This window comes from Tenacibaculum sediminilitoris (assembly GCF_964513795.1).
Taxonomy (GTDB): Bacteria; Bacteroidota; Bacteroidia; order Flavobacteriales; family Flavobacteriaceae; genus Polaribacter; species Polaribacter sediminilitoris.
Map to the genome: position 1 here is coordinate 1 of NZ_CAZEQR010000030.1, position 6,865 is coordinate 6,865.

Annotated in this window: 7 protein-coding genes; 6 read left to right on the forward strand and 1 reads right to left on the reverse strand. The window is 34.8% G+C overall.

What is annotated here, in order from left to right:
- The 3 genes from ACKTSW_RS08445 to ACKTSW_RS08455 form a co-directional block, all read left to right on the forward strand.
- Nucleotides 1-183 (forward strand): hypothetical protein (locus ACKTSW_RS08445; protein ID WP_408024840.1); only part of this gene is annotated, 183 nt, incomplete at its 5' end.
- Nucleotides 184-323: 140 nt separating this feature from the next.
- On the forward strand, nt 324-1,850 hold the full coding sequence (locus tag ACKTSW_RS08450; RefSeq protein ID WP_408024841.1) for an RHS repeat domain-containing protein: 1,527 nt from the start codon (nt 324-326) through the stop codon (nt 1,848-1,850).
- Nucleotides 1,850-2,188 (forward strand): hypothetical protein, encoded by a 339-nt coding sequence (locus ACKTSW_RS08455; protein WP_408024842.1) that lies wholly within the window; start codon nt 1,850-1,852, stop codon nt 2,186-2,188. The genes ACKTSW_RS08450 and ACKTSW_RS08455 overlap by 1 nt, the downstream gene beginning before the upstream one ends.
- A 475-nt stretch (nt 2,189-2,663) precedes the next feature.
- On the opposite strand, the gene ACKTSW_RS08460 is transcribed toward ACKTSW_RS08455, so the two are convergent.
- Nucleotides 2,664-2,999 (reverse strand): helix-turn-helix domain-containing protein, encoded by a 336-nt coding sequence (locus tag ACKTSW_RS08460; RefSeq protein ID WP_408024843.1) that lies wholly within the window; start codon nt 2,997-2,999, stop codon nt 2,664-2,666.
- A gap of 131 nt (nt 3,000-3,130) precedes the next feature.
- On the opposite strand from ACKTSW_RS08460, the gene ACKTSW_RS08465 reads away from it, so the two are divergent.
- The 3 genes from ACKTSW_RS08465 to ACKTSW_RS08475 all read left to right on the forward strand — a co-directional run bounded on the left by ACKTSW_RS08465 (nt 3,131) and on the right by ACKTSW_RS08475 (nt 6,664).
- Nucleotides 3,131-4,651, forward strand: coding sequence for a hypothetical protein (locus ACKTSW_RS08465; RefSeq protein WP_408024844.1), 1,521 nt, complete (start codon nt 3,131-3,133; stop codon nt 4,649-4,651).
- Between the two features lie 170 nt (nt 4,652-4,821).
- Nucleotides 4,822-5,754, forward strand: a complete 933-nt coding sequence (locus tag ACKTSW_RS08470; RefSeq protein ID WP_408024845.1) for a tyrosine-type recombinase/integrase — start codon at nt 4,822-4,824, stop codon at nt 5,752-5,754.
- Nucleotides 5,747-6,664, forward strand: a complete 918-nt coding sequence (locus ACKTSW_RS08475) for a tyrosine-type recombinase/integrase (RefSeq protein ID WP_408024846.1) — start codon at nt 5,747-5,749, stop codon at nt 6,662-6,664. Before ACKTSW_RS08470 ends, ACKTSW_RS08475 begins: the two co-directional genes overlap by 8 nt.
- Nucleotides 6,665-6,865: the final 201 nt, after the last annotated feature.

The following is a 6,865-nucleotide window of genomic DNA, read 5'->3' on the forward strand; positions in this document are numbered from 1 at the left end:
CTAATTTTTTTACATTTACCAGACGATGTAATGCAGGCAGGACGTTCTTTTTACAAATTTTCTGGAGATATATGCGGTAAAAAAGGGTATGCGGAGAAAAAAAACGCAGTGATTTATTTAACTTTACTATCAACTACAATAATCCAACAAACGGAGCTACGCCCCTGTTTAATGGGAATATAAGCGAAACGAGTTGGAATACCTTAAACGTAGATACCAGTACCAAAACATACTCGTACAATTATGATGGATTAAATAGGCTGATAAGTGCAACAGGAGTTTCAACCCCAAATTATGACTTATCGAATGTTACCTATGATAAAATGGGAAATATTCTGACACTTACAAGAAAAGGTCATTTGAACGCAGATGCAACTTCTTTTGGGGTAATGGATAATTTATCATATACCTATGATAATGGTAATAAGCTTTTGAAAGTTACCGATGCAGGAAATAAAACCTATGGATTTAAAGATGGTACAAATACCAATAATGATTTTGAATACGACATAAATGGAAACATGGTTGTTAATAGGAATAAAGGGATTACCAACATCATTTACAATCATCTTAATTTACCAACACAAGTAACCATTAATGGCAACAATATAAGTTTTATATATGATGCCAAAGGAGAAAAGCAGAAGAAAGTTTTAGCTAATAAGACGGTGGAGTATGCAGGAAACTTTGTTTATGAGAACGGAGCTTTAAAGCAATTTTCACATCCAGAAGGTTATGTAAAGAATGATAATGGTACGTTTAATTACGTGTACTCTTATACTGACCATTTAGGAAGTATAAGATTATCCTATTCAGACCTAAATAATGACGGAGTTATACAGGCATCTAGTGAGATTTTGGATGAAAGAAATACGTATCCATTTGGACTTGAACATAAGGGGTATAATTCAAATGTAATAGGAGCTGAGAATGATTACCAAACGTATTTAGGTCAAGAAATGAATAAAGAATTTGGCTTGAATTGGTTAACTTTCAGGTATCGTAATTATATGCCAGAGCTCGGTAGGTTTTTTGGAGTCGACCCTGTTTCTAGTGAATATATGTCTATCTCTACTTTTCAGTTTGCTCATAATAGCCCGATTTGGAAGGTTGAATTGGAAGGTTTAGAGGGTGGTACTACCAATAAAAAAGGTAGAGGAGATACTACTAATCATGATCCTATAAAAGTAATTAATCAAAATCAAAGACCTCAAACAAAAGAAGGGTTTATAGGTGGTGGATTGGGTAAAATGATAGTAGTCCAAGAAACAACTAAAGAAGTAGCTAAAGAGGTCGTAAAAAAACCAAGTTTAATTTCTAAGGTAGCTTCAGGGGCAAGTACAGCTTTGACTACTGTTATTGCATTAATGACACCAACTGAAGCTCATGCACCTACAAAACAACCAGATTTTCTTGAAGGAGCTCAACCATTATCAGAAGATGATTTTATATCTTCGGATAATCAGACTGACAATAATGATGATGCTATAACATTATTTAGAGGAGTTTCAAGTGAAAATATGGAACAATATGGAGAGGCTTTAATTGGGATGGCTATACCTAATGCTTATCGTTCAGGTAAAAATAATCAACCGCATAGTAGTGAAGAAAATCATTCTTTTGGGTTCAACAATACAGTTTGGACTTCTTGGAGTTCAAATAAAGAAGTGGCTAAAAATTTTGCCTTGGGCGATAATGGAAATAGAAATGGTGTAATTTTAACAAAAAAGTTTAAGAAGTCTCAAGTTGATTTTAATTATTGGTCATATAAGCCAGAAGAGATGGAATGGTTAGTGAGAGGAGTAGTAACAGGTGCTGATGTAGAAACAACAAATCCCCAAAAAAAATAATGGAAACAAACAGCAAAAACAAAATTTTAAAGATACTAAAGGAGTTTTTTAAACTACCTAGTGATAGTTTGATAGATTTATCATTATCTACTGATGAAGAAAGTATTCATAAAATAATCTCCATATGGAAAATAAGAAAGAATACTGCTAGTGAAAATGAAATAGAGGAACTTGAAAAGCTTATACTTTCTTTGGAGAAATCAAAGTCAATTAACGAGTTTGTTAAGCTTGCTATTTTAAAAACTAAATTGAAAAGGTACATATGTTATTTGAGTACCGATTTAAACTTTGTGTTAGGGTATTTAGTTTTACCTAATGTGGGTAATGGGTCAGATTAGCCCTGCTCCCTACGAGATGTTTATACCAAAAGCTGTCCCTTATAAGGGAATTACTTGAAAGTAAGTGGTTTGTAAAAAATAATATAAAAACTAACATTTGAATATGAATTCTAAAAGTAGAAGGAACTTAGTTCCTTCTACTTTGGTTTAAGTTCTTTAGCTTATTGACACTTTCGGCACTTAGATTTGGTGTTTTCTTGAATTCTCATTGCTTTTTGGGTTGAAAATCGTTGTGAATAGCTAGAAAAGTCCATAGGTTTTCCTTCAAAAGTTTGAATAGGCGTATTTCCTTGTAAACCCATTTGAGGTCTTACAGCATTGTAAACAGAAACAGTTTCCCCGATGGCTCATAGAATGTCATCGTAAGGGCTAGTGCTAGTCTTTGACTAGTACCGAGCAAGAGTAAGGAATTAGAACTTAACTTTTAAAATAATAGAAATGAAACCACAGCAGAGATGTTGTGGTTTTGTTGTTATTAAGAGTATGCTTTTTTAGCTTTATAGTCACGTATAATTAAGTCTATAAAATGAAAAATACGTTCACGTTCATCTTCTGGTAAGTTCTCTACTTCTTCTAAACGTTGTAACATTTTTTTATCAAAAGAGGCATTTAAACCAACCCCTACTAAATAATCTAAAGATACCTCGAAGGCATCTGCTATTTTTTTAGCCATCTCAATTGAAGGCATTACACTATCTTTTTCATATTTAGAGATAATCTCTCTAGAAGAACCTATAATCTTGGCTAAGTCAGTTTGTGACCAACCCCTTTCTTTTCTTAATAAAGTGATTTTGTTAGCAATATCTATCATATAGAAACGTGAATAATGTTACCAAAAAATGATTGTTTTAGACAAATATAATACTTGAATAATAAATATAGTTTGGTTAAAAAGTAAAAATATTATAGATTTGTGAACTATATTACCATTTTAAGTGATTTATGAACAATCTAGACACCACCAACCCAAACAACTACGCATACGTAACAAAACACCTAGAAATCCACATTTTAGGAGGTATTAAGACTAATAAACTAGAAAGTTTACGGGTAACGGTATCGGTTCAGAAACTAAAAACACAAAATATAGTACGTCATAGTATAGACCTTTACAACGATACTCAAGTAGAAAAGTTTGTGCGAAGATTGGCAGAACGTTTAGCCATCGGTACAAGTGTGGTACGAAAGACTTTACAAGAATTAACCCACGAGTTAGAAAATTACAGGTTCTTGTTATTAAAAAATGAGGAACAAGCCAATAAACCATTTTATAAACAATTAAATGCTACCGAACTGCGAGCCGCAGAGGCATTTTTAACGAAGGGAAAATTGCTACCTAGAACCAATGAGTACATCGGCAGAAGCGGAGTAATCGGAGAAGAAACCAACCGCCTGCTGATGTATCTCATTTTTACCAGTCGTAAAACAAACAACCCATTACACTGTATTAGTTTAGGAAGTAGCGGAGTAGGAAAAACTCACCTACAAAGTAAAGTTGCAGAACTCATCCCAGAAGAAGATAAAATAGAAATTACCGTATTATCAGCCAACGCCTTTTATTACTTCACTCGTACCGAATTACAACACAGGTTAATACTCATAGAAGACCTAGACGGAGCAGAAAGTGTACTGTACCCACTACGAGAATTACAGTCTAAAAAGCGTATTACCAAAACGGTCGTACATAAGGATAGCAAAGGAACTACCAAAACCATCCACCTCACGGTGGAAGGCCCTGTAAGTGTAGCAGGCTGTACCACTCAAGAAAGTATCTACGAAGATAACAGCAACAGGAGCTTCCTGCTGTATATAGATGAAAGCGAAGAGCAAGACACTAGAATAATGCACTATCAACGCGCCGTGTCGGCGGGACAGGTAAATGAAGAAGAAGAGTACCTAGCTGCGGAGCTTCTCCGCAACATTCAAAGAGTACTCAAACCTATACGTGTAATCAATCCTTATGCAATGCACTTAGAACTTCCACAATCTGTATTTAAACCAAGAAGAACCAACGCACACTACTTACAGTTCATTAACGCAATAACATTCTATAAACAATATCAAAGAGAGAAGAAATACCATAAAGAAACAGGGGAAGAATATATCGAAACCACTATCGAAGATATAGAAGAAGCAAACGAGCTTATCACAGAAGTACTCCTAAGAAAATCAGATACCATCACAGGAGCTTGTAGAAACTACTTAGAAAGTTTAAAACATTATTTACAAGAAAACAACCAAACTACCTACACCAGTACAGAAATAAGAAAAAGATTAAGAGTAAAAGAAACTACACTACGTCGGTATCACAAACAATTACTAGAAGAAGGCTATATCAAGAAAACCAAAGGAAAGAAAGGACAACTGTATCATTATGAAATCATTGATATAGATGAATACAAAAACCTTAAAGAGCAGATAAGTAACTCCTTACAAAAGGCAGTATCACAAATAAAGGTATAAAAATATACTTGCCACACCGTGCTACGGTGCGCCACTTCGTCATAGGTTCGCTACTAGCAAAATAGCGAAGTTAACAGGTTGATAAATAAGGTATTAATAAAGGTTCGCCACTAAACTTAAAAAAAGGTCAAGAGGGATAAAAAAACGGTGAGCCACCGCAGGCAAAAAAAATGAAACAATTAAAGCTACATAACAAGCATTACAAAACACTATTACAATCCTTTACCGAGTGGTTAGACATTTTAGGCTATGCTCAGGGTACAGTGTATTTAATACCTATAAAAGTGCAAGAGTTCTTTTACTGGTTAGAAACCCAAGGGCATCCCCATATTAGTAATGTTACTCCCACTTTAGTAAGTAACTATTACGAATATTTAAAACAACGTTCCAACCAATACAAAGGAGGTGCTTTAAGCAATACCTATCTCAATATGCACCAAACAGCACTACGAAAACTAAGAGATTATTTAATAGCTCATAATGCAGATACACTCCTTAGAGTTCATTTAATGGCGGAGAAAAACGATACAGAAGAACGCAGTAATATCTTAACCCAATCACAAATAAAAACCCTTTTTAAAGCAACCCAATACAGTCATACTTGGTATCGTATACGTTTAAGAGATAAAGCGATACTTACTTGCCTATATAGTTGTGGGCTACGTAGGTCAGAGGTCATGAACCTAGATATTAAAGATGTACTTTTTGACCGTGAGCGTATCCATATCCGTAAAAGTAAAAACTACAAAGAGCGTTTTGTTCCTTTTAACTCTTACAACTCCCGAATACTAGAAGACTATTTATACGAAGCTCGTCCAAACTTTTACAACTTTGATAGTAGTGATGCTTTTTTTATCAGTACTAAAGGAGGGAGAATTACAGGGCAAACATTATACAATCGAGTATTAGCCATCGCCAAAGCTACATCTGATAAAGCGATTATAGAAAAGTCGATTACACCTCATATACTACGTCATAGTATAGCTACCCATTTATTAGAAAAAGGAGTGCCTATAGAGAGTATCAAAACATTTTTAGGGCATAGTAGCTTAGCATCTACACAACTCTATACACACTTATTAAAAACAATTAGCGATGAATAAGACCAAAAAGAGCACCTCCAATTATGTAGACTTTATAAACTACTTACAAACCCTAGGCTATACCGAAAAAACCACAGAAACGAAACTAAGAGAAGTCATCAGCTTTACAAACTGGTGTAGCTCAAAAGGAATCACTGTATATACCATTACTTACCGAAGTTCATTAGAATATATTAACTACTTAAAAAACCAAAAGAACAGTAAAAGCACTATCAATGGTAAACTAGCACATTTACGCACCTATTTTAATTACCTAACAAACGGAGGGCATCGAAAAGATAATCCTGTAGAGAATACCACCATCAAAGGAACACCTGAACCACTCAGCTATACCATCTTAGATATAGAAGAATTAGAAGACCTTTATTACAGTTTTGAAACTGAAAATATAGATAACTCATATCGCAGATTAACCGCCAAACGTAATAAGATTATTGTAGGCTTTATGGTGTATCAAGGGCTTAATACCAGTGACCTTAAAGGACTTTTGTTAGAGCATCTACAACTTAGTAAAGGAAAGATCTATATACCTGTTTGCAATCGTAGCAACTCGCGAACTTTAGAGTTAAAAGCTTGGCAACTCATGGAACTTATCGAATATACCAATGAAATAAGACCTTTACTCATAAAGAGCGTAAAAAACCCTGTAGATTACCGTCAGCTTTTTCCTTATGGTGCTCAGTTCAATCTTTTAAAAGAACTCTTTAAAAAGCTAAAAAGATACAATCAAAAAGTAACCAGTATCAAACAGATACGAGCCTCAGTCATTACCCATTGGTTAAAACAATACAACTTACGAAAGGTTCAATACTTAGCAGGACATCGACACATCAGCTCTACCGAACGTTACTTGCAAGACGATTTAGAAAGCCTACACGATATGGTGAACAACCTCCACCCGATAAGCTAAAAAGCAAACCATATAAAGGAGCATCTGCTTAGAAGGCAGACGGTCTATTGTGGATGGATAAAACCCCACACTTCCCACCACCCCTGTACTTTATGGCTTCCAAAGCTAGTACAGCATATTGTTTTTTGCATCATCCATCGCTCATTCCACACACAAAAATCTGCAAGCAGTATTTTTGTACGCTCCATGTATCCACGTAAA